The sequence below is a fragment of the Curtobacterium sp. PhB115 genome (assembly GCF_003752025.1).
Classification (GTDB): Bacteria; Actinomycetota; Actinomycetes; order Actinomycetales; family Microbacteriaceae; genus Curtobacterium.
In genome coordinates this window covers 757,811-782,233 of record NZ_RJKR01000005.1, presented here as the reverse complement: position 1 = coordinate 782,233, position 24,423 = coordinate 757,811, and the positions used below count along the sequence as shown (strand labels likewise).

21 protein-coding genes are annotated in these 24,423 nt (G+C 71.6%); 8 read left to right on the top strand and 13 right to left on the bottom strand.

Annotation, left to right across the window (positions count from 1 at the left end):
• Nucleotides 1–573 precede the first annotated feature (573 nt).
• On the bottom strand, nucleotides 574–1,443 hold the full coding sequence (locus tag EDF19_RS03905) for a phosphoribosylaminoimidazolesuccinocarboxamide synthase (RefSeq protein ID WP_123679574.1): 870 nt from the start codon (nucleotides 1,441–1,443) through the stop codon (nucleotides 574–576).
• Nucleotides 1,440–2,708 carry a phosphoribosylamine--glycine ligase gene (gene purD, locus EDF19_RS03900; protein WP_123679573.1) on the bottom strand — a complete coding sequence of 423 codons (1,269 nt, stop codon included), beginning with the start codon at nucleotides 2,706–2,708 and terminating at the stop codon, nucleotides 1,440–1,442. The genes EDF19_RS03905 and purD overlap by 4 nt, the downstream gene beginning before the upstream one ends.
• Nucleotides 2,709–2,765: 57 nt before the next feature.
• Here purD and EDF19_RS03895 point away from each other — a divergent pair, with 57 nt between their 5' ends.
• On the top strand, nucleotides 2,766–3,125 hold the full coding sequence (locus EDF19_RS03895; protein WP_123679932.1) for a sterol carrier family protein: 360 nt from the start codon (nucleotides 2,766–2,768) through the stop codon (nucleotides 3,123–3,125).
• Between the two features lie 292 nt (nucleotides 3,126–3,417).
• Here the strand turns inward: EDF19_RS03895 and EDF19_RS03890 are convergent, their stop codons facing one another.
• On the bottom strand, nucleotides 3,418–6,003 hold the full coding sequence (locus EDF19_RS03890) for a LuxR C-terminal-related transcriptional regulator (protein WP_148071023.1): 2,586 nt from the start codon (nucleotides 6,001–6,003) through the stop codon (nucleotides 3,418–3,420).
• A gap of 107 nt (nucleotides 6,004–6,110) precedes the next feature.
• On the opposite strand from EDF19_RS03890, the gene EDF19_RS03885 reads away from it, so the two are divergent.
• Nucleotides 6,111–6,500, top strand: a complete 390-nt coding sequence (locus tag EDF19_RS03885) for a hypothetical protein (protein ID WP_123679571.1) — start codon at nucleotides 6,111–6,113, stop codon at nucleotides 6,498–6,500.
• Between the two features lie 86 nt (nucleotides 6,501–6,586).
• Here EDF19_RS03885 and purF read toward each other — a convergent pair whose 3' ends face one another.
• Nucleotides 6,587–8,044: an amidophosphoribosyltransferase gene (purF, locus tag EDF19_RS03880; protein WP_123679570.1), complete on the bottom strand. Its 1,458-nt coding sequence runs from the start codon at nucleotides 8,042–8,044 to the stop codon at nucleotides 6,587–6,589.
• Between the two features lie 73 nt (nucleotides 8,045–8,117).
• Between purF and purM the strand changes: the two genes are divergently transcribed.
• Nucleotides 8,118–9,215, top strand: a complete 1,098-nt coding sequence (purM, locus tag EDF19_RS03875) for a phosphoribosylformylglycinamidine cyclo-ligase (RefSeq protein ID WP_123679569.1) — start codon at nucleotides 8,118–8,120, stop codon at nucleotides 9,213–9,215.
• 394 nt (nucleotides 9,216–9,609) lie between these two features.
• On the opposite strand, the gene EDF19_RS03870 is transcribed toward purM, so the two are convergent.
• Complete coding sequence (locus EDF19_RS03870; RefSeq protein ID WP_123679568.1) at nucleotides 9,610–9,828, bottom strand: DUF3073 domain-containing protein; 219 nt, start codon at nucleotides 9,826–9,828, stop codon at nucleotides 9,610–9,612.
• 158 nt (nucleotides 9,829–9,986) lie between these two features.
• Here EDF19_RS03870 and EDF19_RS03865 point away from each other — a divergent pair, with 158 nt between their 5' ends.
• A complete protein-coding gene (locus EDF19_RS03865; RefSeq protein WP_123679567.1) occupies nucleotides 9,987–11,108 on the top strand; it encodes an NAD(P)-binding domain-containing protein in 1,122 nt (373 codons plus the stop codon).
• A 192-nt stretch (nucleotides 11,109–11,300) separates the two neighbouring features.
• Here the strand turns inward: EDF19_RS03865 and EDF19_RS03860 are convergent, their stop codons facing one another.
• The 4 genes from EDF19_RS03860 to EDF19_RS03845 form a co-directional block, all read right to left on the bottom strand.
• Complete coding sequence (locus EDF19_RS03860; RefSeq protein ID WP_123679566.1) at nucleotides 11,301–11,741, bottom strand: DoxX family protein; 441 nt, start codon at nucleotides 11,739–11,741, stop codon at nucleotides 11,301–11,303.
• Between the two features lie 109 nt (nucleotides 11,742–11,850).
• On the bottom strand, nucleotides 11,851–12,096 hold the full coding sequence (locus EDF19_RS03855) for a DUF3072 domain-containing protein (protein ID WP_123679565.1): 246 nt from the start codon (nucleotides 12,094–12,096) through the stop codon (nucleotides 11,851–11,853).
• A 115-nt stretch (nucleotides 12,097–12,211) separates the two neighbouring features.
• On the bottom strand, nucleotides 12,212–12,967 hold the full coding sequence (locus tag EDF19_RS03850) for a hypothetical protein (protein ID WP_123679564.1): 756 nt from the start codon (nucleotides 12,965–12,967) through the stop codon (nucleotides 12,212–12,214).
• An 11-nt stretch (nucleotides 12,968–12,978) separates the two neighbouring features.
• Nucleotides 12,979–15,198, bottom strand: coding sequence for an APC family permease (locus EDF19_RS03845; protein ID WP_123679563.1), 2,220 nt, complete (start codon nucleotides 15,196–15,198; stop codon nucleotides 12,979–12,981).
• 130 nt (nucleotides 15,199–15,328) lie between these two features.
• Here EDF19_RS03845 and EDF19_RS03840 point away from each other — a divergent pair, with 130 nt between their 5' ends.
• Nucleotides 15,329–16,117, top strand: a complete 789-nt coding sequence (locus tag EDF19_RS03840) for a MerR family transcriptional regulator (RefSeq protein WP_123679562.1) — start codon at nucleotides 15,329–15,331, stop codon at nucleotides 16,115–16,117.
• Between the two features lie 120 nt (nucleotides 16,118–16,237).
• On the opposite strand, the gene EDF19_RS03835 is transcribed toward EDF19_RS03840, so the two are convergent.
• The 3 genes from EDF19_RS03835 to EDF19_RS03820 all read right to left on the bottom strand — a co-directional run bounded on the left by EDF19_RS03835 (nucleotide 16,238) and on the right by EDF19_RS03820 (nucleotide 18,558).
• Nucleotides 16,238–16,819, bottom strand: a complete 582-nt coding sequence (locus EDF19_RS03835; protein WP_123679561.1) for a PadR family transcriptional regulator — start codon at nucleotides 16,817–16,819, stop codon at nucleotides 16,238–16,240.
• Nucleotides 16,816–17,727 carry a DUF4097 domain-containing protein gene (locus EDF19_RS03825; protein WP_260216907.1) on the bottom strand — a complete coding sequence of 304 codons (912 nt, stop codon included), beginning with the start codon at nucleotides 17,725–17,727 and terminating at the stop codon, nucleotides 16,816–16,818. Before EDF19_RS03825 ends, EDF19_RS03835 begins: the two co-directional genes overlap by 4 nt.
• 153 nt (nucleotides 17,728–17,880) lie before the next feature.
• The gene (locus EDF19_RS03820) at nucleotides 17,881–18,558 is read right to left on the bottom strand and encodes a YitT family protein (protein ID WP_123679560.1); all 678 of its coding nucleotides are present in this window, start codon (nucleotides 18,556–18,558) and stop codon (nucleotides 17,881–17,883) included.
• 61 nt (nucleotides 18,559–18,619) lie between these two features.
• Here EDF19_RS03820 and EDF19_RS03815 point away from each other — a divergent pair, with 61 nt between their 5' ends.
• From EDF19_RS03815 to EDF19_RS03805, 3 genes are all read left to right on the top strand, one after another.
• The gene (locus EDF19_RS03815; RefSeq protein WP_260216905.1) at nucleotides 18,620–20,071 is read left to right on the top strand and encodes a PLP-dependent aminotransferase family protein; all 1,452 of its coding nucleotides are present in this window, start codon (nucleotides 18,620–18,622) and stop codon (nucleotides 20,069–20,071) included.
• Nucleotides 20,072–20,166: 95 nt separating this feature from the next.
• Nucleotides 20,167–20,874 (top strand): DUF6518 family protein, encoded by a 708-nt coding sequence (locus EDF19_RS03810; RefSeq protein ID WP_123679558.1) that lies wholly within the window; start codon nucleotides 20,167–20,169, stop codon nucleotides 20,872–20,874.
• A 38-nt stretch (nucleotides 20,875–20,912) separates the two neighbouring features.
• The gene (locus tag EDF19_RS03805; protein ID WP_123679557.1) at nucleotides 20,913–24,026 is read left to right on the top strand and encodes an efflux RND transporter permease subunit; all 3,114 of its coding nucleotides are present in this window, start codon (nucleotides 20,913–20,915) and stop codon (nucleotides 24,024–24,026) included.
• Here EDF19_RS03805 and EDF19_RS03800 read toward each other — a convergent pair.
• Complete coding sequence (locus EDF19_RS03800; protein ID WP_123679556.1) at nucleotides 24,023–24,316, bottom strand: hypothetical protein; 294 nt, start codon at nucleotides 24,314–24,316, stop codon at nucleotides 24,023–24,025. The genes EDF19_RS03805 and EDF19_RS03800 overlap by 4 nt on opposite strands.
• Nucleotides 24,317–24,423 lie beyond the last annotated feature (107 nt).

Here is a 24,423-nt window from a genome sequence, read left to right as displayed (position 1 = left end):
CACAACACGCCGCCGGAGTTCCGCCGAGGTGTCACGAAGTGTCGGCTGGCGGGGCTCCGGGCGACAGTTCGTGACCGCTCGCCGAACGTGAGCGGCGAGTTGTGACCCCTCGGCCCGAGCGCGCGCGGCAGCGCGACGACCCGAGCGGACGCACCGCCCGCGCCCGCGCCCGACCGGTCGCAACACGCCGCCGGAGTTCCGCCGAGGTGTCACGAAGTGTCGGCTGGCGGGGCTCCGGGCGACAGTTCGTGACCGCTCGCCGAACGTGAGCGGCGAGTTGTGACCCCCTCGGCCCGAGCGGACAGCAGCCCGACCGACCGCCCGCGCAGCGCCCGCGCCCGAGTGGTCGCAACACGCCGCCGGGTCTGCGCCGAGGTGTCACGAAGTGTCGGCTGGCGGGGTTCCGGGTGACAGTTCGTGACCGCTCGCCGAACGTGAGTGGCGAGTTGTGACCCCTCGGCCCGAGCGCCCGTCAGCGCACGGCAGCGCCCACGACCGAGCGCCCGTCACCGCACGGCAGCGCCCGCGACCGACCGTCCGACCGGACCCGACCGCCGGACCGTTGCGCGCGTGCTACGCGCCCAGGCGCTCGATGAGCTCGGCGTAGCGGGCGGCCGTGCGCTCCACGATCGCGTCGGGGAGCACCGGCGGCGTACCCTGCCGATCCCAGTTCGCGCTGAGCCAGTCCCGCACGATCTGCTTGTCGAACGAATCGGTCCGGCCACCGGAACGGGCGTCCCAGTAGCGGCTCGAGTCACTCGTCAGGACCTCGTCCGCGATCCGGATCCGGCCGGTGGCATCGCGCCCGAACTCGAACTTGGTGTCCGCGATGACGACACCGCGGTCGAGCGCGATCGCCGCCGCCTCGGTGTACACGTGCAACGACAGCTCGCGCAGCGTCGCGGCCACCTCGGCCCCGACCAGGTCGACGGTCTGCTCGTACGAGATGTTCTCGTCGTGCTCACCCTGCGGCGCCTTGTACGCCGGCGTGTAGATCGGTTCCGGCAGCCGGTCGCCGTTCGACAGCCCGGCGGGGAGTGCCACGCCGCAGACGCTGCCGGACTCCTGGTACTCCGCCCAACCGCTGCCGACCAGGTAGCCGCGCACGACGCACTCGACGGGGAACATCTCGAGCGGCATGACGTGCATGGACCGGGACTCGAACTCGGCGGGGACGGGGGTGCCGCCGGACGACGGGCCGATGATGTGGTTCGGGACGTCGCTCAGCTGCGTGAACCAGAACCGCGAGAGCCGGGTGAGCAGCTCGCCCTTGCCGGGGATCGGCGGCTCGAGCGCGAAGTCGTAGGCGCTGACCCGGTCCGAGGCGACGAGCAGCAGTTCGGTCGCGCTCTGGATGTCCGGGGTGCCCGTCGGCACGTAGAGCTCGCGGACCTTGCCGGAGGAGACGTGGTCCCAGCCTTCGATCGTCGGCGCGGCGCTCATCGGGTGACCTTCGCGGCGATGTCGGTGCGGTACTGCGCGCCCTGCAGGGTGATGTCCCCGAGGCCCGCGTAGGCCCGTTCGCGTGCCTCGGCGAAGTCCGCGCCGGTCGCGACGACGCTGAGGACCCGGCCGCCGGTGGCGACGAGTGCATCGTCGAGCACCCCGGTGGCCGCGTGCGCGACCGAGACCCCTTCGCGGGCGTTCGCGGCGTCGATGCCGGTGATGGGCCGGCCCGTCTGCGGGTTCTCCGGGTAGCCCTCGCTCGCGAGCACGACCGTGACCGCTGCGTCCGGACGGAACGAGGGTGCCGGGGTGCCCCCGAGCTGGCCCGTCGCGGCGGCGAGCAGCAGTCCGCTCAGCGGCGTCGCCAGGCGGGGGAGGACGACCTGGGTCTCCGGGTCGCCGAAGCGTGCGTTGAACTCGATGACCCGGACGCCCTGCTCGGTGACGATCAGGCCGCAGTAGAGCAGCCCGACGAACGGTGTGCCCTCGTGCTCGAGCCGGCGGACGGTGGGGAGTGCGACGAGGTCGGTGACCTCGTCCACGAACGCCTGCTCGGACTCCCAGCGGTCGGCGAGCCACGGCAGCGGCGAGTACGCCCCCATGCCGCCGGTGTTCGGTCCGAGGTCGCCGTCGGCCAGACGCTTGTAGTCCTGGGCGGGGCTGAGCGGTCGGACGTCGTGCCCGTCGCTCAGGAAGAACAACGAGACCTCTTCGCCGTCGAGGAACTCCTCGACCACGACGTGCCCGTGCTGCAGCCAGTAGGTCGCGTGGTCGATCGCGGCCTGACGGTCCTCGGTCACGAGGACGCCCTTCCCCGCAGCGAGGCCGTCGGCCTTCACGACGTAGGGGGCGCCGAGCTCGTCGATGGCGGCGATCGCTTCTTCGGCGGTGCCGGCGTAGACGGGGCGACCGGTCGGCACGTTCGCCTCGGACATGATGCGCTTCGCGAAGGCCTTCGAGCCCTCGAGCTGCGCGGCGGCCTTGCCGGGACCGAAGACCGGGATGCCGCGGGTGCGCACCGGGTCGGCCACGCCGGCGATGAGCGGCGCTTCGGGCCCGACGACGACGAGTTCGACGTCGTTCTCGATCGCGTACTCGGCGACGAGAGCCCCGTTGGTGGGGTCGAGGGAGACGGTCTCGACGTCGGCAGCGATGCCGGCGTTGCCGGGAGCAGCCGTGATGACGTGACCGGCCCGCTCAGCGAGGAGGGCCGTGATGATCGCGTGCTCGCGGGCACCGGAACCGAGGACGAGGATTCGCACCCGATCACCCTACCGAGCAGGGCGAGTCCGCCGCGATGCGACGGCTAGCCTGTGGAGATGCCACCCAGGAGGATCGAGGACGCCGAAGGCCGTGCAGCGCTGGCCGCCGTGCAGCAGGGGGAGACGGCCAGGCCCGTCCTGGCGACCGCGGTCCGGTGGACCCTGCAGTGCCTGGCGGACGACGTCCCCGGCAACAGCGTCGAGGTCCGTGTCCCGCCGTTCGCCGCGGTGCAGGCCGTTCCCGGTCCGCGGCACACCCGTGGCACGCCACCGAACGTCGTCGAGACGGATGCGGCGACGTGGATCGCCCTGGCGACGGGAGCGCTGACGTGGGACGAGGCGGCCGCGCAGTCGCGGGTGAGCGCATCTGGATCACGAGCGGATCTGACGGCGTTCCTGCCGGTTCGAATTAGGTAACACCTACCGATGCGTACGCACCGATCGGTTCCCTAGGCTTGAAGTCGCCGGGATTCGGACCCGACCCGAACGGGTCCGAACCCGGCGACAGGGACCAAGGTACGCGAAGTTCCACACAACGTGTCAACCACGGCGGCGCGTCGTGCTGCAATCCGCAACGTTCTTGCGTCAACGGGGGCAGAACGGTCGTCCCGGTCCTGCGCGGTCAGGCAACACCGACCGTGGTCAAGGCAACACCGACCGTGGTCAAGGCAACACGGGCCGTGGTCAGGCCGACACCGACCGCACGCGCTCAGAACAGCTCCGTGAGCTCCGACCGCGCGTGCAGGTCCCACTTCGCGAACACCCGCGACAGGTGCGCGTCGATCGTGCGTGTCGACCGGCCGAGGGTCTCGGCGATCCGGCGGTTGCTCAGGCCCTGCGCGGCGAGCTCGGCGACCTCGTACTCGCGTTTCGTCAGGGGTGGTTTCGTCCGTCCGGCCGAGACCGCCATGCCGTGCGACGCGAGCACCCCCTGCGCCGCGACCACACGTGTGTGGTCCCGGGACCGGACGGCGTCGGCGTACTCGACGATCGCGGCGGCCAGGGGACCGTCGACCCGCTGCGCCGCCGCCCGCATCCGGTCGAGCGACGCCGCGGTGTCCCGACCGTTCAGCATGTCCATCGAGTAGTGCAGCGTCTCGCCGTACATGACGTGGGTCCACGAGCCGGAGGCGGTGCCCCGCTCGATGATGTCGTCGGCGTGCTGCAGCCCGGCGGGGTTGCCGAGCACGGCCTCGGACCACGAGATCGACACCGCGACCTGCTCGCCGGTGATCCGCATCGCCCGGAGCGGTGTGGCGCGGGCGCGGTCGAGGGCCTTCGTCGCGTCCTCGAGTCGGCCGGCGTAGGCGTACGCCATCGCGAGTCGCGCCCACGGGTAGGCGGCGAAGCCTCCGTGGTCTGCCACGTCGTACCGTTCGCAGGCCGCCGAGAACGCGGCGATGGCGTCGTCCCACCGGCGCTGCCCGATCGCCAGGTTGCCGTCGCCGATGAGCTCGAGCGTGAAGTCGTACTTCAGGTAGGGGCTGGAGCGTCGGACCGGCACCTCGGTGATGAGGTCGGCCAGGTCGCCTCGCCAGACCTGCACCTGGTGGAGCACCGAGACGATCTCACCGACGCTCCACGGCGCGTCTTCCAGGTGCTCGACGGCGGTGGCGAGGGCCCGGCGACCGAGGGCCGAGGCGTCGTCGAGCCGTCCGGCGGTCGCGAGGGCCATCACGGCGCAGGGTGCGATGCAGAGGAACGCGACCGGGATCGTCGGCGCGTGCACGACGTCCGTCCGGTCGACCTCGGCGCGGACCTCGTCGAAGCGCCCGCCCCAGCCGAGGTGCGCGAGTCGCAGCAGGCGGAGTCGTTCGACGGCGTCGCCGGACACCAGACGGGCGGCGACGTCCGTGAGCGCGACCGCGGCGAGCACGTCGTCGTCGTGGAACTGGCGGATGTTCGCGAGGGTCTCGCAGGCCTCGATGACCGAGGCGTCGTCGACCGCCTCGGGGTCGGCACGGACCAGCGCCCACGCGGCCTCGGCGTCGGCCCGCCCGGCCTCGCGCCCGGTGCTGTACGAGTGCGCGAGCGAGCGGAGGCAGTGCGCTGCGACCTGCTCGTCCGGGTGCAGCTGGGTGCGGAGCGCGGCAGAGCTGAGGGCGATCGCGCTCTCGTGCTCCTGCAGTCGCACGGCGACGTGTGCAGCGTCGAGGAGCTGGTCGGTCGGCGGCATCACGCCGCACTCGAGTGCCCAGAGCGCGGCTCGGAGCCGGGCCGCGGGCGGCGCACCCTCGTGCCGGTCGGCACGGAAGCCGTTGGCCCGCGCGAAGAGGGCGCTACGCCGGGCGACCGGCACCAGGCCCCGGATGACCTCACCGATCAGGGGGTGCTGCGGACGGGCGACCGCCGCGCCGTCGTCGAGCGAGTCGATCCGGACCAGGCCGAGCGCCACCACGCGGTCGACGTCGCCGCCGGAGACCAGTCCGAGCAGCCGGGTGAGGGGGATCGGGTCGGCCAGGGCGACGATGTCGACGACGTCGCGGAGGTCCTCCGGCAGCGACCCGAGCTCCGTCCGGTACATGTCGGCGAGGCTGTTCGACGCGGTGATCCGGCCGCGCCAGTACCAGCCGGACGCGGTGTGCTCCAGAGCACCGGACGCTCGGGCAGCCCGGACGACCTCGCGCAGGTAGAGGGGGTTCCCGGCGGTGGCGCGTTGCAGCCGTTCGGCCGACGCCGTCTCGAGCTGCGACCCGAGCGCCTCGGCCACGAGTGCCGTCGTCTCGTGCAGCACCAGCGGCTCGAGGTCGATCCGTTCGAGCAGGTCGTCCTGCCACAGCGTGCGGAGCGGTTCGGGCAGGGCGGTGAAGTCACGGCAGGTCAGGACGAGCCGCGCGCCCTGGTGCCGGACGAGCCACGCGACGTACCGGGCCGAGATCGCGTCGAGGTGGTCGGCGTCGTCGACGCGGAGCAGCACGTCGCGGTCGGCGAACTCGGAGATCGAGCGGAGGCGTTCCTCGGCGCCGGCGTCGTCGGAGAGCTCGGTGAGGGTCGCCGGCAGCTCGCCGAAGCGCTCCGCGATGACCCCGAACGGCATCGACCGCCCGGCGGCGACGGCCGTGATGGGCACGACGACGGTCCGGCCGGTGGCGTCGCGGCCGGCGACCCGGTCCGTGACCCGGGCGGCCGCGGTGCTCTTGCCGAGCCCCGGGGCGCCGACGAGGGCGACGCTCCAGTGGTGCTCCGCGACGACGGAGACCGCGCGGTCCTCCTCGCGGCGCTGCATGACGGGCCACGCGATCCGGGCAGGGATGGCGGGGGTGCGGTCGCGACCCGGCACCGTGCGTTCACGCATCCGGATCACCTCCTGCCCATGGGATACCAACGAGTCCGTCCATCCTCCCCCGGATCGCGCGCGGCGGACAGGCCGGAGCACGTCCCACAGTGGGGGACAATGGGAGGGTGAGCAACACCGATGGACCCGACGAACGCCCGGCTCCGGCACCGACCACCGTCTCCTCCTCCGACGAGGTGACGATCCGCCGAGCCCCGAAGTTCGGCGTCTTCATCGTCGGCGGTGCCGTCCTCGGCTTCCTCGCCACCCTCGTGGTCGTCTCGCTCACCATGAACCTCGGCGGCCAGCAGGAGGAATCGAGCTTCGGCAGCCTCGTCGGCTACTTCAGCCTGTGGGGCGTCACCGCCGGTGCCTTCGTCGGCGCAGTCACCGCCGTCGTGTTCGACCGGGTCTACGCCCGTCGTGCGGCACGCCTGACCGCTGAGCGCGTCGAGGTCGAACTGCCGCCCGAGACGGTCGAGGGTGAGATCGACGACCACGGCGACCAGCGGCAGTAGCCGCCACCAGATCAACGGCCGGGAGGCGCGGTGCCAGCTGGCACCGCGCCTCCCGGCCGTTGACGGGTCGCGTTCGCGACCCCCACTCAGCTGAGCTGGTTCGCTTCGACCCAGGACAGGTACTCCGGGCTCACGGTGCCCGTGACGTACTCACCCGTGAAGCAGCTCATCTCGAGATCGGTCACGTCGGACCCCTCGATGATCGCGTCCCGCATGTCGCCGATCTCCTGGTAGATCAGGTGGTCGCTGCCGAGCACGCGGTTGATCTCCGGGATCTTCCGGTCGTGCGCGATCAGTTCCTCGCGCGTCGGCATGTTGATGCCGTAGACGTGCGGGTAGCGGACCGGGGGAGCGGCGCTCGTGAAGGTGACCTCGTTCGCACCGGCGGCGCGGGCCATCTCCACGATCTCCTTGCTCGTCGTGCCGCGCACGATCGAGTCGTCGACGATCAGGATGTTCTTGCCCTTGAACTCCGACGACATCGCGTTGAGCTTCTGACGCACGGAACGCTTGCGCTCCGCCTGCCCCGGCATGATGAACGTGCGGCCGACGTAGCGGTTCTTGTAGAAGCCCTCGCGGTACTCGATGCCGAGCTTCTGCGCGACCTGCATCGCGGCGGGCCGGGAGGAGTCCGGGATCGGCATGACCACGTCGATGTCGCCGGTCGGGGCGTACTGGGCGATCGTGTCGGCCAAGCGGTTGCCGAGACGCAGACGCGCGTCGTAGACGGAGATGCCGTTCATCACGGAGTCCGGACGGGCCAGGTACACGTACTCGAACGAGCACGGCACGAGCCGCGGGTTCTTCGCGCACTGGCGGGCGTGCATCTGCCCGTTCATCTCGATGAAGATCGCTTCGCCGGGGGCGACGTCGCGGACGATCTCGTAGCCGCCGGACTCGAGGACGAGCGACTCGCTCGCGACGACCCACTCCGGCTTGCCGGCCTCGTCGAACTTGTGCCCGAGGATCAGCGGCCGGATGCCGAACGGGTCGCGGAACGCCAGGAGCCCGTGGCCGGCGATCGTGGCGATGGTGGCGTAGGAGCCCTCGACGCGCTCGTGCACGCGCTCGACGGCGTCGAAGACCTGACCCGGGTCGAGGTCCGTGCCGCGGACCTGCCCCTGCAGCTCGTGCGCCAGCACGTTCACCAGGAGTTCGGTGTCCGACGTGGTGTTGAGGTGCCGACGGTCGATGTCGAACAGTTCACGCGTCAGTTCCCGCGTGTTGGTGAGGTTGCCGTTGTGGACGAGGACGATGCCGTACGGCGCGTTCACGTAGAACGGCTGCGCTTCTTCCTCGTTGCTCGCGGCACCCTTCGTGGCGTACCGCACGTGCCCGAGGCCCATGGTGCCGAGGAGGGCACGCATGTCACGGGTACGGAACGACTCGCGCACGTGACCGCGGGTCTTGTGCATGTGGTGCACGTGACCCTCGACCGTGGCGATGCCCGTCGAGTCCTGCCCGCGGTGCTGCAGGAGGAGCAGTGCGTCGTAGATGGATTGGTTGGCTGGGCCCTGCGCAACAAGGCCGACGATGCCGCACATTCGCGGGTGTGCTCCAGACCGTAGAATCGGGGGGTACCGAACAAGTCTGCCATGTCACCGCGAAGGACTCCGCATGCCCAACCCGTACGCCGAAGCCGGAGTGGACACCGCTGCCGGTGACCTGGCCGTCGAACTCATGAAGTCCGCAGTCGCGGCCACCCACAACGCGCAGGTGCTGGGCGGCGTCGGTGGCTTCGCCGGACTCTACGACGTGGCGTTCCTGAAGGACTTCTCACACCCGTTGCTCGCGACCTCGACCGACGGCGTCGGCACCAAGGTCGCCATCGCGCAGGCGATCGACAAGCACGACACCATCGGGCAGGACCTGGTCGGCATGGTCGTCGACGACATCGTCGTGGTCGGCGCGAAGCCCCTCTTCATGACGGACTACATCGCCTGCGGGCGCGTCGTCCCGAACCGCATCGCGGACATCGTCGCCGGCATCGCCCGCGGCTGCGCGGAGACGGGGACCGCACTCGTCGGTGGCGAGACCGCCGAACACCCGGGGCTGCTCGGGCCGGACGACTACGACGTGGCCGGCGCGGCGACGGGTGTCGTCGAGGCCGATGCGCAGCTCGGAGCGCACCTCGTGCAGGACGGCGACGTCGTGCTCGCGATCGAGTCCTCGGGGTTGCACTCGAACGGCTACTCGCTCGTCCGGCACATCCTGGCGTCGCGGAACGTCGGGTTCACCGACCAGCTGCCCGAGTTCGCTGGTGTCACCGTCGGCGAAGCGCTGCTCGAGCCGACTCGCTTGTACACGACGCCGCTGCTCGACCTGCTCGCGCAGCACCCCGGCGCCGTGCACTCCCTGTCGCACGTCACCGGTGGTGGCATCGCGGCGAACCTGGCGCGCGTGCTGCCCGTCGGCTCCTGGGTCGAGGTCGACCGCTCCACCTGGCAGCCGCTCCCCGTCTTCCGGGTGCTCGCTTCGATGGCGGGGACCCCGATCGAGGACACCGAGGGCACCTGGAACCTGGGCATCGGCATGTTCGCCGTCGTCTCCGCGGGTGCCGCTGCCGACGTCATCGCTTCGCTCGGTGCCGCGGGCATGCCGACGTGGCCGGTCGGCACCATCGCCACGTCTGCGCGCGACCTGACCGGGTTCGAGCAGGGCGCGAAGGGTGTCGACGGCGGCGCGGTGCGGCTCGTCGGGAGCTACGCGGGCTGACCGAGCCGGCCACGCCCGTCACGCAGGACGCGGGGCGGGCGTTGCTCGTGCCTCCAGGGCTGGTGCCGCGGCTGCTGCTGCCGCCGGTCCTGCTGCTGCCGCCGGTCCTGCTGCTGCTGCCGGCGCTGCTGCTGCTGCCGGTGCTGCTGCCGGCGCTGCGCTGCGCGCTGCGCCGAGTGGTCACAACCTGCCGTCAGGCGCCCGCCGAGTGGTCACGAACTGTCGCTTGGACCGTCCGCGGGCGACACTTCGTGACCGCTCGGCGTCACCCGCGCGGGGAGTCGCGACCGGTCGGCGGGGTCCGCGCGGTGAGTTCTGAGCGCACGGTGCGAGGCGTCCGGGCACGCAGAAACGCCGCGCTGCCCAGAGGCGCGCGGCGTGACGGCGACGAAGGTCAGGCGGACTTGTTCTGGTCCTCTTGGGACTCGAACTCGTCGGTGTCCTCTGCCGCATCGGGACCGTACTGGTCCGCCCAGCGGTCGATGAGGTCGTCATCGGAGTGTTGTCCGGCGGAGAGCTCCTGCTCGAGTGCACCGTAGTTCGTCTGCGGGCTGAAGTACTTCAGCTCGCGGGCAACCTTGGTGTGCTTCGCCTTTTGACGGCCGCGCCCCATGCGTGACCCCCTCGTTCGGCTCTGGTCCGGTCCTGGCGAATGACGGAAGATCACTCGGGGAACCAGACGGTTCGTGGTTTGAAATCTGCCGATCACTCTACCATGTACCTCGTTCTGGACGTCGCCGCGACGGCTCCGCGCACAGGAGAATCGAAGTGATGACCGAACCCCTCGAGAAGCCAGTCGACCAGCACGCCCGCGTGGTCGTGATCGGTGCGGGCCAGGCCGGTCTGTCAGTGGGATACCACCTCCGCCGACTGGGACTCGTGCCGGGGCAGGACCTCGTGCTGCTCGACCGCGCACCGGGCACCGGCGGCGCGTGGCAGTTCCGGTGGGAAGCGCTCCGGCTCGGGGCAGCCCACCGGGTGCACGATCTGCCCGGCATGCGCGCCATGGGGCTGCAGTTCGACGATGCCGATCGATCGCGGCCCGCCCGGGACGTCGTCGGCGAGTACTACCGGCGGTTCGAGCAGCACTACGACCTCCGTGTGCGGCGGCCCGTCGCCGTGTCGTCCGTTTCCCGCATCGACGGGCCCGACGGTGGACTCTGCGTCACGACCAGGACGCCGGACGGCACCGAGACGCGGATCAGTGCGGACGTCGTCGTCAACGCCTCCGGCACGTGGGGAACGCCGTTCGTGCCGTGGTACCCGGGCCGCGACCGCTTCAAGGGTCGTCAAGTCGACACGACCGAGTACCGGAGCGCGACGGAGTTCGCCCGCCAGGACGTCGTCGTCGTCGGCGGAGGGACGAGTGCGATCGGTTTCCTGCTCGAGCTCGACGGTGTCGCCCGGTCCACGAGGTGGTTCACCCGGCGACCGATGGTGTGGGCGGAGACGGCGTCGCTCGACCTCGAGTCGGCGGTCGCCGCGGTGGACGAACAGGATCGTGCAGCACGGGCGGGCGAGGTCCTGCCGAGCATCGTCAGCGGCACGGGTGTCCCGGTGTCGCGGCGCATCCGTGCGGGCATCGACCGCGGTGTGCTGCGGGACGAGCCGATGTTCACGCGGATCGACGAGACCGGTGTCGTGACCGCTGACGGCACGCACGTGCACGCCGACGCGATCATCTGGGCGACGGGGTTCCGGGCGGACCTCCGGCACCTCGCGCCGTTGCACCTGCGGACCTCGGCTGGCGGGGTCGTCGTCGCCGAGGGGTGCTCGGTGGAGGAACCGCGGCTGTTCCTGGCCGGCTACGGGCCCCAGGCGTCGACGATCGGGGCGAACCGGGCCGGCCGGCTCATCGCGCGACAGGTGATGGACGCACTCGCCGGGGCGTGAGGCGTCGCGCGACCTCGCACGGTGCGAGGAGAGCCGCGGGTGTGGGTCGCACGGTGCGACGGGGCCCGCGCGACGGTGCGAGGTTCGGCGCAGTGTGCGAGGCAAACCGCCCGGCACACTGCACGGAACCTCGCACACTGCGGGAGGCGGGCGCGCGCGACGTCGCACCGTGCGAGCGCGGGCGCGAGCGCGTCAAGCGGGCAAGGGCTCCCGCACGCCACGACGACGGCGCGACGCGGCCAGGAACAAGGCGTCGAGCGAGAAGCGCCCCGGGCCGGTCAGCGCCACGACGAGCGACCCGACCGCGAGCACGAGCACGTACTCGAACCCGCCGTCCTGCGAGAAGAACCCGGCGGTGGCGTGCGCGAGGAGCCCGGCCACCACCATGTCGACGGCGAGCAGCACCCCCACGACCCGGGTGGCGACACCGAGCACGAGCAGCACTCCGCCCACGAGCTCGAGACCCGCGACGAGGGGCGCCGCGACGTCGGCCAACGGCACGCCCATGCCGGAGAACCCCCGGGCCACGTTCGGGATGCCCTGGGCGAACTTCTGTGCGCCGTGGGCGATGAACACCACCCCGAGGACGATGCGGAGCGCGGTCAGGCCGATGGAGGTCGATGTCGTTCGCATGGCCCCGAAGCTAACCGTTGACGCGTCACCGATGCCCCTCGTCCGGGGGTCTTCCCGGACATCACCAGAACATGCCCAGGCTGCTGTCCGCCGAACGGCGGACCGGTCCTCAGGAACCGGACGAGTCGGCTCCGCGGCCGGTCTGCTGCTGCAGGCGGTCGATGTGCTCCGAGGCCTCGGCCTTGGTGAGGTCGGCAGGGAGTTCCTCGCCGGCTTCGCGAGCCAGGGTGTCGAGGTAGCTGCGCTGCGGTCCGGTCATCGGCTCGTCACCGGTGACCCACTGCTCGGGGTCCTTGCTCGCGTCGGTCGACGGGTCCGGACGGGCGCCGCCGATGGTCTGGTCTGCATCACTCATGCCGGCGACGCTACGCGCCACCCCCGACGTGCCACGCAGCCCGTCGTCCCCCGAAGCCGAAGCCGAAGCCGAAACCGAAGCCGAAGCCGAAGCCGAAGCCGAACCCGAGCCCGCGTCAGACGGGGACCGCCGTGTACCGCACGAGATCGGGCCCGACGGCACTCGTCGCGATCGGGACCACCTGCCCGTCCCGCCGGATCCAGATCGTGGCCGCCCGCTCGTCGATCCGCTCGACCTCGTGCAGGGCCCCGTCGAGCAGGACCGTCGCCGACACCACGACCCGCCCGCTGGACGGCCGCGGCGGCAACCCGGGGACGTCGTCGTCGAACGCGTCGTGCGCACCGGGCTGCAGGTAGGGGGAGACCGGCGTGGTCACGACCTCGAGGCCCTCGTCGACGGCGGTCACCGCGACGAGCCGGACCGCCTGGTCCACCGGCAGCGGGACGTCCACGACGGGCTCGTCGCCGGGACCGGCCAGCGCGCGGAACGCGGGCCGACCGTCGGGGGCGAGTCGTGCCTCCAGGCCGTCGATCCGGACGCGACCGCGACCGCGTGAGTCGGCGTACAGGCCCGGTTCGATGCCGGACTGCCGCGCCTCGAGGCGGGAGACGACCACGCGGTCGGGCCGGTACCAGTCCCGGAGCGCGGCCGGGTCCACCCAGCCGACGCTCGGGACGCCACGCGACAGCGCGGCCGACTCGTCGGCGGCACGTTCGTCGAGCGCACCGAGGGGGTGTTCGCCGAGCACCGCGACGAGTCCCTCGTGGGCGCTGCCGACCGGGGGCTCGTGGTCGAGGACCTCGACACGCTTCGACACCTTGCCGCCGTGGCCGTCGAACGTGGCGAACGTCCGCAGGTCGGAGATCGTCATGACGTCAGATGCTACGACTCGTCGGCCCCGCGGCGCGCAGGCGACGGGACGAGCGCGTGGATCTCCCCCGTCGAGAGCGTGGGGTCTGCACCCTCGGCGGGACCGGCCGGCCGCGTCGCCCGTCGGGGCTGCAGGCTGTTGCGCTGCGCGGACCGCAGCAGACGGTCGGAAGCTGCGGACCCGGACCCCGAACCGGGGTCTGCGGGTGGCGGCGAGGACGGCACCGGGGCGCGGAACGGCGGCCGGACGGGCTCGCCGCGACGCTCCTGGCCGGGCAGCGGACGGGACCGACGGCCGTAGAGCAGCTCCGACGAGTCGAGCAGCCACGGCACGAGCGCGACCGTGACGCCGTGCACGAGCAGCAGCTTCTTGCGGATGCGACGGCCGCGGTGGTTGTGGAGGAGCCCCTCCCACCAGTGCCCGACGATGAACACCGGTGTGTAGACCGTGACGACCTCGGAGCCGTGCTCGAGCCGGTGGGTCTTGATGTACTTGATGAGCGGCATCGAGATGTCGCGGTACGGGCTCGGGATGATCGTGAGCGGCACCCGGAGGCCGTACTCCGCCCACTGGTCGCGCAGGTGCTGGGCGTCGGCGTCGTCGATCGCGACGTGGACCGCCTCGATGCTCGCGTGCTCCGCGGCGACGGCGTAGTCGAGCGCCTTGAGCACCGGCTTCTGCAGCTTGTTCACCAGCACGATCGCGTGGTCGCCGGTCGCACCGAACTTCGTCTCGACGTCGGCCTCGATCTCGTGGGAGACGTCGCGGTAGTACCGGTTCACCCCGAGCATCAGCACGTAGAGGATCGGCATGATCAGGAACACCAGCCAGGCGCCGTGCGTGAACTTCGTGATGGTGACGATGACGAGCACGACCAGGGTGAACGTCGCGCCGATCGCGTTGGTGATCCGCGACCGGATGACCTGCCCCCGGTTCACGGAGGGGTCCGTCCGGAGCAGCCGCGTCCAGTGCACGACCATCCCCGTCTGGCCGAGGGTGAACGACACGAACACGCCGATGATGTAGAGCTGGATCAGGCTGGTCACGTTGGCCCGGTAGACCACGAGCAGCGCGGCGGCGACCAGCGCCAGGACGATCACGCCGTTCGAGTAGATGAGCCGGTCACCGCGGGTGGAGAGCGCCTTCGGCGCGTACGAGTCACGGGCCAGGATCGAGCCGAGCAGCGGGAACCCGTTGAACGCCGTGTTCGCGGCGAGGAGGAGCACCGCCGCGGTCGTCGCCTGGATGACGAAGAACAGCACCGAGTTGTCCCCGAACGTCGCCGCCGCGATCTGGGCGATCAGGGAGCGCTGCGGCGTCGTCGCGCAGTCCGCGAAGCCCTGCAGGTCGCAGGCGCGTTCGGCGTAGTGCACGCGGGACACGAGCGCGAGGGTGATGAGCCCGATGAACAGGACGATCGCGATGCCGCCCATCGCCACGAGGGTCGCCTGCGCGTTCTTGATCTTCGGGCGTCGGAAGGCCTGCACGCCGTTCGCGATCGCCTCGACGCCGGTGAGCGCCGAGCAACCGGACGCGAAGGCCCGGAGGAGCAGCAGGATGAACGCCGCCTGCGTGGTGTGCTCGACGTTCTGCACCGTGTACGCGGCGGACTCGGCGACGGGGGCGTTGCCCGCGGCGACCCGCACCAGGCCGGTGACGACCATGACGAAGACCGACGCCACGAACAGGTAGGTGGGGATCGCGAACGCCTTGCTCGACTCCCGCACTCCGCGCAGGTTCGTCGCGGCGAGCAGCACGACGAACACCAGTGCGAGCTCGACGCGGAACTGGTTGAGCATCGGGAGCGCCGAGATGATGTTGTCCACGCCGGACGCCACCGACACCGCGACGGTCATCACGTAGTCGACGAGCAGCGCCGACGCGACGACGAGGCCGGCCTTCTCACCGAGGTTCCGGTGCGCCACCTCGTAGTCGCCACCACCCGACGGGTACGCCTTGATCAGCTGTCGGTACGACGCGACGACCACGACGAGGAGCAGCACGACGAGTGCGGCCACCCACGGCGCGAAGGTCAGGAACGCCATGCCGCCGAGCAGCAGGATCATCAGGAGTTCCTGCGGCGCGTACGCGACAGAGGACAGCGGGTCACTCGCGAAGATCGGCAGGGCCAGGTGCTTCGGGAGGAGCTGTCCTTCGAGCTTCTCGGAGGGGAGGGGATCCCCGATCAGTCGTGCTTTCAACGACCGGATCTCGTTCGTCACGAGCGGCAAACCTACTCGTTTCGAAGCGCGAGTCAACACGGGTGCCGACGCATGTATTCCGGATCAGCCGCAGGCGATGGCGACGAGTTCGGCCGCGCCCCTTGCGGTTGACGCTGCGTCAACCTCTACCGTTGCCTGCATGAGCGATCGGTCAGACATCGGCGACACAGCTGCGAAAGCACCGCACGGCATCGCGGACGTGGCGCGTTCCGCGGGCGTCTCCAGTCGCACGCTCCGGCACTACGACGCCATCGGGCTGCTGCCGGCGACGGCGGTCGGCGACGGCGGACTCCGCCGCTACGACGACCGCGCGCTCGTCCGGCTGCAGCGCATCCTGCTCCTGCGCGGACTCGGACTGGGCCTGACGGAGATCGCCCGGGTCCTCGACGGCGAGCAGGACGACGTCACCGCGCTCACGGCACACGTCGCCTGGCTCGAACGCGAGCGGGATCGACTCGCGCGGCAGCTCGCCGCCGTGCGCACCACCATCACGAGGATCGAGAAGGGAGAGGACATGAACGCCACGGACACGTTCGACGGGTTCGACCAGACGCGCTTCCGACAAGAGGTCGAGGAGCGCTGGGGGCCGGACGCCTGGCAGCACGGCACGACCTGGTGGCAGGGCAAGGACGCCACCGGCAAGCAGGCGTTCCAGGAGGAACTGCGTGCGATCGCACGGGACGCCGCAGCGCTCGCCGCCTCCGACGACGCGTCGGACTCACCGGCCGCCGAGGCGCTGGCGCGACGGCAGTTCGCCTGGCTCGCCGAGGCCACACCGGCGGCCGAGCTCACCGCGGAGCGGTTCCGCACGCTCGCCGAGATGTACGTCCACGACGAGCGGTTCGCGCACGCGTACGACTGGGCCGGCGCGGGCGCCGCACGCGCCCTGCGGGACGCGATGGTCGCGTTCGCCGACGGCGGGCTGTAGCGCGCGTCCGGTCGCGAACGGAGCCCGGTTCAGCGGGTGGGCGCTGACACGGGAACGACCCGTGTCTCCTGGCGAACTGCCGGGAGGCACGGGTCGCGACCGTCTGTCGGCCGTCGGTCGTCAGAGCGACTTGCGCAGGGCCTCCAGACCGTCGCGCAGACGCGTGACGGTGTCCGGACCGAGCGTGCCGCGGGTCGCGCGACGGCGCAGGTCCGCACGCACCTGCTGGCGGAACGAGGACAGCGCCATCTCGAGCTCGCGGAGGGCGCGGGCGCTCTCCGACGGGACTGACACGGGCTCGTCCTCGGGGCCGGAGCCGGGACCCTCGGCCGAGGCTGCGAGGTCCGCTCGGAGGGACCGCATCGCCTCGCCCACCGAGGCGCGGACGCCGTCGGCCAGGGACTTCACCGAGTCGGCGACCCCGGACTCGACCGCGGCGATCTCGTCGGCGCGGGCGTCGAGCTCGGCGCGGCCGGCGTCGGTGATCGCGTAGACGGTCTTGCGGCCGTCGGCGGTCTTGGAGACGAGACCTTCGTCCTCGAGCTTCGCCAGCCGCGGGTACACGGTGCCGGCGCTCGGGACGTAGGTGCCGCCGAAGCGGTCACCGAGGGCCTGGATGAGCTCGTACCCGTGCATCGGGTGGTCGGCGAGGAGCACGAGCAGGTAGAGGCGCAGGTGGCCGTGCGCGAAGACCGGGCTCATTCGTGCACCTCGCCCTCGTGGGTCGGAGCAGCGTCGTTGGTCGGGGCGGCGTTCCACGGGGTCGTCGCCGGGTCGGCCGGGGCCGCGGTGGTCGGCGCCGGGGTCTCCGTCGCGGCCGGGGCGTGCAGCACCGCGATGTCGCCGGAGACGGAGTTGACGCGCAGGTCCAGCCACTGGCCGGAGAGCTCGCCGCCCTGCTTGACGTAGGAGCCGCGAACGCCGCGGATCTCGGAGTCGTCGAACTGCAGCTTGCCGGAGGCCGTGCTCACGGTGCACTGGTAGGCGACGCCGTCCTCGAGCCGGACGCTGACCGAACCGGACACCGTGTTCACGCGGGCCGAGTCGGGGACGCCGTGCAGGTCGAGCACGACGTCGGCCGAGACGCCGTCCGCCTGGAAGCGGGGGATCTCACCCGTGGCGACGACGTCGCCGGAGACGGTGTGCACGGTGAGGGCGCCGTCGAGCTCGCGGATCGTGGTGGCACCTGAGACCGCGTTCACGGTGACGTCACCCGCGACGCCGTCGACGACGAGGTCGCCGGAGACCGTGTTGAGCGTCGCGCCGCGGTTCGTGCCGGAGAGCAGTGCGCCGGCCGAGACGACCCCGAGCGTGATGCCGGCGTCGCGGGGGACCAGGATGCTGACGTCAGCGTGGGCCTTGCCCCGGAACGACTTGAGGAAGCCGATCGGGTCATCCCAGCGGATCTGCGGGTGGTCCACGGTGAGGGTGTCGCCGTCGACCTCGATCTTCATCGGCTTGCCGGACACGCTGTGGATCTCCACGCGGGCGGTGGGCTCGTCGTGCGCGACGACGTCCACCTGACCACCGACGAGTCCGACGCGCAAACGTCGGACGATGCCGGTGTCGATGACCTTGGGCTCTTCGACGAGCCACTTCTCCTGCGCCATGTTGCCTCCTCGAACTCGCGATGTATCGCGTCTGTGGAGGACACGTTATATCGCGACCCGTGTCTCCACAAGGGGCGCACGGGCAATGCGTGGCCGCGGGGCGATCGTGAGCAGGAATGGTCGGGTGCGGGCAGTGGACCCGACCATTCCTGCTCACGAAGCGCGCGCGGCGGGGGCGGGGCGGGCCTCCAGGGTGGGGGTCGGCGCGCCGGTGCCGGATGTCGTGCGCTCGGGGCTCCACGGGAACCGGCGGAAGAGCGGCATGAGCGGCTGCACCATCGGGCCGATCGCGAAGGCGGCGATCACCGTCCCGGCGCCGACGTCCCCGCCGAGGATCCACCCGACGATGACGACGGTCACCTCGATGATCGTGCGCGCGAGCCAGAGCGGCCAGCCGAGGCGTTGGTGCAGGCCGACCATCAGGCCGTCCCGGGCGCCGGTGCCGAACCCTGCGCCGATGTAGAACGCCGTCGCGATCGCGAGCAGCACCAGGCCCGCGACGAACAAGCCGATGCGGGGGACGAGGCCCGCCGGCTCCGGGACGAGCCACAGCACGAGGTCGGCGCTCGGTCCGATCGCCAGGGCGTTCAGCAGCGTGCCGATGCCGGGCTTCTGGCGGAGCGGGATCCAGAACAGCAGGATCACGCCGCTCGACACGACGGTGATGACGCCGAACGACCACGGCACCACGTTCTCGAGGCCCTGCGTCAGGACGGTCCACGACGAGACGCCGACGACCGCTCGGACCTGCAGCGCGGTGGAGGCGCCGTAGAGGAACAGCCCGACGACGAGCTGGACCAAGCGGATGGTCAGGGCGGTGTTGCGGGACATGGATGCATCGTCGCCGAAGATTGGACTGCTGGTCGAGGGCCAATCGCGCTACCGTGGACCCGTGACCCCCGTCCTGCTGAGTGCCCGTTCCGCCGCCCTGCTGCTCACCGACTGGCGCGCCGGCACCGACGCCCCGGCGTACGAAGCCCTGTCCGACGCGATCCGGGTGCTCGTCATCGACGGCCGCGTGGCACAGGGGGTGCGGCTGCCGGCTGAACGCGGACTCGCGACCGCGCTCGGCGTCTCCCGCACCACCGTCGCCAACGCCTACGCCCGGCTGCGCTCCGACGGCTTCGTCGTCTCCGTCCGTGGCTCCGGCAGCGTGGTCCACCTGCCCGCGTCGCTCGTCGGCCGCCCCGACCCCGAGCGGCTCGGGGGCGTGGTCGACGGCGAGGTCCTCGACCTCCGCAAGGCCGCACTGCACTCGGCACCGGGCATCGCAGAGGCCGTCGAACGAGCGGTGCGGCACGTCCCCGCGGCGCTCGCCGGGATCGGGTACGACACCGTCGGCGACCCCGGACTCCGGGCCGCCATCGCCGATCGGTACACGGACCGCGGGCTGCCGACCGAGGCGTCGCAGGTCATCGTGACCATCGGTGCGCAGCACGCCATCGCCCTCCTCGCCCGCGTCCTCGTCCGCCGCGGCGACGCCGTGCTCGTGGAGTCACCGACCTACCCGCACGCCCACGAGGCCTTCCGCGAAGCCGGCGGGCGACTCGTCGGGGTCCCGGTCGACGCGTACGACGGGTGGGACGCCACCGCGCTCGAGACCACGCTCCGCCGGACCGCACCGTCCGTGGCGTACGTCATGCCGGAGCTGCACAACCCGACCGGAGCGACGATGTCCGCGTCGACCCGCGAGCTGCTGCTGTCGGTCGCCGCGTCGGTCGGCACCACCGTGATCGCCGACGAGACGATGGGCGAGCTCCGGATCGACGGGGAGCCGTCGCCGCCGTTGGCAGCGGCGGACCCGTCGGGGTCGTCGGTGGTGATGATCGGGTCGGCCGACAAGGTCTTCTGGGGCGGCCTGCGGATCGGCTGGATCCGTGCGTCGCCTGCCCTCCTGCAGCGGCTGCTCCTCGCCCGCCCGACGGGCGACCTGGGCACGCCGGTCCTCGACCAGCTCGTCGCGCGCGAGCTGGTCCCGCGGACGACGGCCGTCCTGGAGGCGCGGCGTGCGTCCCTGCGCGAGGGTCGCGACGAGGTCGTGGGCGCGTTGCGTGCGCGGCTCCCGGAGTGGGACGTGCCGTCGCCGGCGGGCGGGTTGACGACGTGGGTGGGGCTCGGCCGGCCGGTGTCGAGCGCGCTGGTGCTGGCCGCGCGGGCCGAGGGCGTGGTGCTCGCCTCGGGAGGCGTGTTCGGCCCCGACGGCGGGTTCGAGCGGTTCCTGCGGGTGCCGTTCACGATGGCGCCGTCGGACCGAGGTCGGCTCGTCGACGTGCTGGAGCGGTCGTGGACGCGGATCGGGGGCGAGGTCGCGGGGGTCCGCGGATCGCTCGCGGCGGTGGTGTGACGGGGATTGCAGGTCATCCTCTGGGGTGAGGTCGTCGGCTCCTTCTCGCTCCACGGGGTGATGTGCGCTGCGGCGGGTGCCGCGATGCTGATGCCATGAACGCGACCATGTCCGCCGGTGCTCCGGCCGCAGCTGCGCCGTCGTCGACCCCGTCGTCGTCCTCGTCCCCGTCGGGCGGCGTCGTGCCGTGCCCGGCGGTCCCCGCGGTCGCCCGCGTGACGATGGCCCTGAGCGGCGCCCTGCTGGCCGGCGTCCTGACCTCGTTCGGCCAGGTGGTGCCCGCGCTGTCGTCGGTCGCCAACTCGGCCGGCCCCTGGTTCCTCGTCGCCGTGGCGCTCTGCGCGGTCGCCGGTGTCCGCGCCGGCCGGGTCGCCCTGCCGCTCGCGATGCTGCTCGGGGTCGTGCTCCTCGAACTCATGCACGTCGGCTACTGGGCGACGACCAACCTGCGTGGCTTCGCGGACTCGCTGTCGCTGCTCGGGTTCTGGGAGCTCATCGGGATCCCGGCCGGGGTGCTCGCGGGAGCGGTCGCCGTGGCCGTCCGGTCCCGGGACGACCGCTGGCGGGCGGGTGCGCTCGGGATCACCGCCGCGGTGCTCGTCGGCGAGGGGGTCCGGGCGCTCCTGCAGGTCGTGGACACCACGGGGCCGGTCACCTGGGTCGTCGAGATCGTCGTGGGCATGGTGCTGCTCGTCGTCGGGGTGGTCACCGCACGGACGTCGGTCGGCCGGGTGATCGCGCTCGGCACCGGTGTGGTCGGGACGGTCGGCGTCCTCGGGGCGTACCTGCTGCTCGGCGGCTGATCCGGGCGCTCGGGGACGTCCCCTGCGAGGATCGGAGCGTGCACCTCCTCTCGGTCTTCAGCCTCCGCAACCGGGCCCTCATCGCGCTCGTCACCGTCGTCGTCGCGATCTTCGGCGGCATCGCGCTGACCAACCTCAAGCAGGAACTCATCCCGAGCGTCGAGTTCCCGCAGGTCGCCATCGTCAGCGCCTACCCCGGGGCGACACCAGAGGTCGTGTCGAACGACGTCTCGACGAAGATCGAGCAGGCGATCCAGGTCGTTCCGGACCTCGAGTCGACCAGTGCGACCTCGTCGACCGGACAGAGCGTGGTGTCCGCGTCGTTCCAGTACGGATCGAACCTGGCGAGCGCCGAGGACAAGATCCAGACCGCGGTGAACGCACTGTCGCTGCCCGACTCCGTGCAGACCCAGATCGTCACCGGGTCCTTCGACGACCTGCCGGTGATCCAGCTCGCGGTGTCCGCCGACGGCGACCAGGAACAGCTCGTCGACCGGTTGAACGCCACCGCGGTACCCGACCTCGAGAAGCTCGACGGTGTCCGGCAGGCAGACGTCTTCGGCAACCCCGGTCGACGTGTCGTCATCACGCCCGACCAGGACGCCCTGGCCGCCAGGGGCCTCAGCGAGACCGCGATCTCGGACGCGCTCGACGACAACGGCACGCTCATCCCCGGCGGCACGATCACGCAGAGCGGTTCGACCCTCTCGGTGCAGACCGGTGAACGGATCGCCTCGATCAAGGACATCGAGGCCCTGCCGCTCACCGGCGGCGCCCGTGCCGCCGAGCTCGGCGACGTGGCCGACGTCGCCATCGAGGAGTCGCCCCGCACCTCGATCAGTCGGGTGAACGGCGAGCAGGCCCTGACGATCGCGATCACGAAGACGCAGGAGGCGAACACCGTCGACGTGTCCGAGACCGTCCGCGCCGCCCTGCCCGACATCGAGGCCAAGATCAGCGGCGACCCACGGTTCACCGTGGTGTTCGACCAGGCGCCCTACATCCAGCAGTCCATCGACTCCCTGGCCGAGGAAGGCCTGCTCGGCCTCGGCTTCGCGGTGCTCGTGATCCTGCTCTTCCTGCTGTCGATCCGCTCCACCATCGTCACCGCGATCTCGATCCCGACGTCCGTGCTGCTCGCCGCGATCGGCATGCAGGCGGCGGGCTACACGCTCAACATCATCACGCTCGCCGCGCTGACCATCGCGATCGGCCGCGTCGTGGACGACTCGATCGTCGTGATCGAGAACATCAAGCGGCACCTCCAACCCGGGGTCGACCGGCGGCGCGCGGTGCTCGACGGTGTCCGCGAGGTCTCCGGCGCCGTGACCGCGTCCACCTTGACGACCGTCGTGGTGTTCCTGCCGGTGGCCTTCGTCGCGGAACTGGTCGGGGAGCTCTTCCGGCCCTTCGCGTTGACGGTGACCATGGCGCTGGTCGCGTCGCTGCTCGTGGCGCTGACCATCGTCCCGGTGCTGGCGTACTGGTTCCTCCGGGCGCCGAAGGGGCACAAGCACGCCGGGGCGGTGCCGTCGACCGGAGCGCTGTCCTCCGGCGAGGACCTGCACGACGCCGCAGCGCCGGACCGCCTGCGCCGTGGGTACCAGCCCGTCCTCGGCTTCGTGATCCGGGCACCGTGGGTGGTGCTGCTGGCCGCGGTGCTCGTGCTCGGCGGGACCGCGGCTGCCCTGCCGTTCGTGAAGACCAACTACCTCGGCGACTCCGGCCAGAACACCTTCACCGTCACCCAGGACCTCGAACCCGGCACCAGCCTGGCGGAGCAGTCCGATGCCGCCCGCACCGTGGAACGCCAGATCCGTGCGGTCGACGGCGTCGAGACGGTCCAGACGACGATCGGGACGAGCGGCGAGTCGATCCAGGCCGCGTTCGGCGGTGGCGGGACGGCGTCGGTCCAGTACGCCGTGACCACGGACGAGGGTGCCGACCAGACCCGTGTGCAGGCGGACACCCGGAAGCGACTCGACGCGTTGCCCGACCAGGGGGAGCTCGCCCTGTCGTCGTCCGGTGGCGGGTTCGGTGGCAGCAGCGACATCGAGGTCGACGTCAGCGCCCCGACACAGGCCGGCCTCCGCACCGCTGCCGACCAGGTGCTCCGCGAGATGCGGGGCGTCGACAACACCACCGCGGCCACGAGCAACCTGTCGTCGGCCGAGCCGTACCTGGCCGTCCGGGTCGACCGTGCGAAGGCCGCAGACCTCGGTCTGACCGAGACCCAGGTCGGTGGCATCGTCGCCGCCTCGATCTCGCCGCGGGACACCGGCACGGTCGAGATCGACGACGCCTCGCTCGACGTGTACATCGCCGCCTCCGACCCGCCCACGACCATCACCGCGCTCCGAGCACTCTCGGTGCCGACCTCGACCGGCCCGGTGCCGCTGTCCGACGTCGCGACCGTCGAGCGTGCCGAGGGCCCCACGTCGGTCACCACCACGGACGCCGTGCGGACGGCGACCATCACGGTGACCCCGGACTCGTCGAACCTCGGCGCCGCCGTGCAGTCGGTGACCACCGCGGTCGACGGACTCGACCTGCCGAAGGGGGCATCGGCGTCGATCGGCGGCGTCGCGTCCAGCCAGTCGTCCGCGTTCAGCCAGCTGCTGCTCGCCGCCCTGGTCGCGATCCTGATCGTCTACGTGGTGATGGTCGCGACGTTCCGCAGCCTGCTCCAGCCGCTGCTGCTCCTGGTGTCGGTGCCGTTCGCCGCGACGGGCGCGATCCTGCTGCAGATCGCGTCGGGCATCCCGCTCGGCGTCGCGTCGCTCATCGGCGTGCTCATGCTCGTCGGCATCGTGGTGACGAACGCCATCGTGCTCATCGACCTGGTGAACCAGTACCGGCGGCGCGGACTGCGCGTCCGGGAGGCCCTGGTCGAGGGCGCCACCCGACGACTCCGGCCGATCCTGATGACGGCGCTCGCGACGATCTTCGCGCTCGTGCCGATGGCGGTCGGGCTCACCGGCAAGTCGGGGTTCATCTCGCAGCCGCTCGCCCTCGTGGTGATCGGCGGGCTGGTGTCCTCGACGCTGCTCACGCTCGTGGTGCTGCCGGCGCTCTACTACGTGGTCGAGCGGGCGCGGGAGCGTCGTGCCGACCGACGTGGCGTCAAGTCGGTCGAGGGGGTGGAGGACTAGCGGCGGTACTCGGCGTCGACGGCCGCGATCGGGTCGACCGTGGCGGCGGGGTGCTCCTCGCGCTCGACGGCACGGAACCACGACACGAGCACGCAGGTCAGGGTCACCAGGAACACGATCCCGGCGCCCTGGGACACCACGGTCATCTGGCCGGTGACCGCTGCGTAGCCGCCGAAGGCCACCGCGGCGGTGAACGACAGCCCGAGCAGGAGCTCGGCGGCCGTCTGCAGCGAGCTGCGCTCCCAGCGGGTCGCGGCGGCGCGTGCAGGGCGGGTCGAGGTGTCGGTCACCCCGGAAGTCTCCGCCGCCACGGCCGTCGGCGGCAGTCCCGAGTCCGGGTGCCACCCGGCCGGGGCACGCGCCCGTGCGCGGCATCCGGCGTGGCACGCACCCGCCG